The sequence below is a fragment of the Okeania sp. genome, from assembly GCF_983059655.1.
Genome location: NZ_CEZPJD010000816.1, coordinates 1 through 3518, shown reverse-complemented (window position 1 = coordinate 3518; position 3518 = coordinate 1). Strand labels below are relative to the sequence as shown.

Annotated in this window: 5 protein-coding genes; all 5 read left to right on the top strand. The window is 33.7% G+C overall.

Annotation, left to right across the window (positions count from 1 at the left end; all coding sequences use genetic code 11):
* The first annotated feature begins 78 nt into the window (after window positions 1-78).
* The 5 genes from AC3DU7_RS28805 (at window position 79) to AC3DU7_RS28785 (ending at window position 3115) form a co-directional block, all read left to right on the top strand.
* Window positions 79-558 carry a flavin reductase family protein gene (locus tag AC3DU7_RS28805; protein ID WP_488042686.1) on the top strand — a complete coding sequence of 160 codons (480 nt, stop codon included), beginning with the start codon at window positions 79-81 and terminating at the stop codon, window positions 556-558.
* A gap of 160 nt (window positions 559-718) precedes the next feature.
* Entirely contained in the window at window positions 719-1036 is a 318-nt protein-coding gene (locus AC3DU7_RS28800; RefSeq protein ID WP_488042685.1) for a hypothetical protein, read from the top strand.
* Window positions 1037-1041: 5 nt separating this feature from the next.
* On the top strand, window positions 1042-2424 hold the full coding sequence (locus AC3DU7_RS28795) for a caspase family protein (RefSeq protein WP_488042684.1): 1383 nt from the start codon (window positions 1042-1044) through the stop codon (window positions 2422-2424).
* Window positions 2425-2455: 31 nt separating this feature from the next.
* Window positions 2456-2644 (top strand): hypothetical protein, encoded by a 189-nt coding sequence (locus tag AC3DU7_RS28790; RefSeq protein ID WP_488042683.1) that lies wholly within the window; start codon window positions 2456-2458, stop codon window positions 2642-2644.
* A 114-nt stretch (window positions 2645-2758) separates the two neighbouring features.
* On the top strand, window positions 2759-3115 hold the full coding sequence (locus AC3DU7_RS28785) for a phenylpyruvate tautomerase MIF-related protein (protein WP_488042682.1): 357 nt from the start codon (window positions 2759-2761) through the stop codon (window positions 3113-3115).
* The last annotated feature ends 403 nt before the right edge of the window (window positions 3116-3518 follow it).

The following is a 3518-nucleotide window of genomic DNA, read 5'->3' as shown; positions in this document are numbered from 1 at the left end:
CCTGTTCCCTGCTATACAATGCGTTAAGTTTTGTTAAAGTATAGAATGTAAACTTCATTAATAATATTAGGTAAAACTTTGTTAGACGAACAGGCGAAGAAAACAATATTGCGTAAGATTCCTCACGGATTATACATCTGTGGTGTTAAAGATGGTGAGGAAGTTAATGGTTTTACGGCCAGTTGGGTAATGCAAGCATCTTTTAAGCCTCCCCTAATTGTTAATTGTGTAAACAAAGATTCAAAATCCCATGCCATGATTAAGGCTAGTGGAGTATTTTCTCTGAGCTTTTTAGCAGCAGGACAAAAAGATTTAGCTCAACAATTTTTCAAGCCTCAACGTCGCGTAGGAAATAAATTTGAGGATATAGAATTTTATCTAGGAGAAACTGGCTGTCCAATTATTTCAGATACTCTTGGTTATGTGGAATGTAAAGTTGTTGGTGCTGTGGAAGAAGGCGACCATACTGTATATGTAGGGGAAGTAATTGCTGCAGGTATACACCGTGAGGGAGACCCTTTATTGTTAGAAAGTACAGGCTGGAATTATGGTGGTTAATTGTCATATGTAGCAATTAGCTTTTTTGTGTTTACTTATCTTAAAACTACTGCTGGGGAGCATAAGGCCAGAAACTTAGTTGGATTAGTTCATCAACTTCTGGTGGCTCTTCTGTTTGAGGACGAGGTAACCTTGGAGACCTCCAATGAATTGATTGAACTTGCAAATTTATTTAATTGAAGAAGAATGTGGTGTTTCTGTCATACAAGAGAAAGAAGAGTTTCAGCAGGGAGTAAAAAGTAGGCGGACAACTGCTATATTTATAGCTTTAACTACTCTTCAAACAATTATTGGTGCAGCTCAATATTGGAAGTCTGAAAACCCAAAATATATTTTTCATATTTATTCAGATACAAATGTACTATTATGCACTCTCGACAATACAAGTCGAGAAGAAGCAGAGAGAGTTACTTCTATAATTGGTTCATGTCCACCAGATGTTACTGAAAATATTGAAATTAGAATATTAGAAAAATAATACTAATGGTTCATGAGTCTGATTATCCGAAAAGAATAGCTTTTGTAGTAGGAGGCGCAACAGGTAATGAATTACTGGGTGTAAAAAGAGATGTTAGTGAAGTTTTTAGTATTCTAACAGATCCAAGTTTAGGCGGTTGTCATCCTACACAGTCTAAAATAATTCCCGAGTGCAATAAAGAAGAGTTTGTATCAAGTATTGACGCAATGTTAGAGTATTGGAATTCATCTGCTCAATTGATTTTTTATTTCTCTGGTCATGGAGAAATGATTCAAAATAAGTATTGCTTTAAGTTTGATGAACAAAAGTATGCTTTTGAAAATTTGTTAACGGATTTAAAGATTTATAAAGTCAATCGCGCAATTATAATTTTAGATTCTTGTTATAGCGGTGGAGCTATGGATAACGGAACTAAAAGTAATGGAGATTCAAGATTTATTAAAGATGATCATATTCCGGAAGGAATAGCTCTGATAGCTTCTTCAAAAAAAACACAAGAAAGTTATGAATTGAAGGATGATTTACAGGGTGTTTTTACACACTTGTTCTGCCAAGGAATTCAGAGTGGATTAAATAACAAACTCACTGACAAGGGATTAATTACTATTCCAGAAATAGTTACATATATAAACAATAAATTATCACAAGAAGATTATTCTTCATTTACTCAAAATGCACTCTATCACATTAATAAATCCGATCAAAATATCTGCATAACTAAAAATATAACAAATAAAACGAAGAAAGAATCTAATAGATATATTCAGAAAGATTTACATAAAGAATATCTATATTTCGATTCCGATTATAAGAGACTAAAAGCACTTTCATCAAAACAACTTAGATTGCTTGTGTTCGAGAAAGAAAGATATATAAAACAATTAGAAAATTGGTTAGATAGAATTATTAATCGCCCTGCTACTAATATAGAAAATTATAATAATCAAGGAAATACAAATATGTCAGAAAAGATGGGAGATAAAATTTATATTAGAGAAAATTATGGTCCAGTTGGTAAGGAGGGAAAAATTCATGGTGCGGTGGGCAACAAAGGAGAAATTTATGGTTTAGCTGGTAGCAAAGGAAAAATTCAAGACTCAAATATTGCTCGCACAATTAACGAAGATAAACAAAAAACTTTAGCTGAAACAGCAGCAGAAATTCAACAACTTCTCAAACAATTAGAACAATCTAATCCTACAGAAACTACGGCAGGCAAAATGGCAGTTGTTGCTCAAGCAATTGAAATTGTTGAAAATCAACCCACATTAAAACAGCGAGTAATAGGGCTATTAAAATCAGTAGGAACTGAAGGATTTAAAGAAGCTCTGAATAATCCAGTTGCTAATCTTTTAGTGGCAGCTTTTCAAGGTTGGATTGAACCATAATTGAAATAAGAATATTAAAAAAATAATACCAATGCTTAATGAGTCTGATTATCCGAAAAGAATAGCTTTTATAGTAGCACCCGTAACAGGTGAAGAACTAGAGGGTGGAAAAAGAGATGTTAGTGAAGTTTTTGGTATTCTAACAGATCAATCTCTAGGCAGGTTTCATCCTAAACAGTCTATAATAATTCCCAATTGCCTTAGTAAAGAACAGCAATAGAAATTGGTTGCCTAATTACTTCTGATGCCTTTGATTATATCGAATGTAAAGTTATTTGGTATTCTAAAGGAAGGCAATCATATTTCATACTTATAGTTAATTATTAATCGAATTATGCCATTAATTAAAGTTCAAACTTCTGTTTCTAAACCTGAAAAAGATAAAATTGACAGCCTCTTAAAAAACCTTTCCTCTGGTATGGCGAAGCATTTTGGTAAACCAGAATCTTATGTAATGACTACTTTTGAATCAGATATTCCCATGACTTTTGCTGGTAGTAGTGATGAACCTATCTGCTATATGGAAATAAAGAGTATTGGTAATATGAACCCTCAGCAAACAAAAAGTATAAGTCAAGATTTTTGTCAACAAATTAATCAGGTTTTAGGCGTACCAAAAAATCGAATTTATATTGAATTTTCTGATGCTAAAGGCTCGATGTGGGGCTGGAATAGTTCCACATTTGGTTGAATTTTCGTAAGTATTTCCTACGAACTGCTGCGCAAACAGCCGTCAGCTATCAGCTATCAGCTATTAACTTAATTACCCTTGAAAAAGGAATCAGATTTTGTTACTAGAAAAGTGGGAGCATCTTGCTCCCGTGCCAGGCATTTCTTCTTCCTTCTTCCTTATTTTTTCTTCCTTCTGTGATAAAACTCCGCCTAAATTAATCAACAAGGCGGAGTAATTAATTAAAGAAATAATACTTATTTTGAATAATTCCTATAGCAAAGAATGGGTTGGTTAGGACTTATGCTGATAATAAACTTTAGAGGTTGTCTGAGAAGTCCCATTTGCTACATCCAAGCCCCCGCGCATCGTAAGCATTTCCTCCGGAATGCTGCGCAAACAGCTATTAGCCATCAGCTATCAG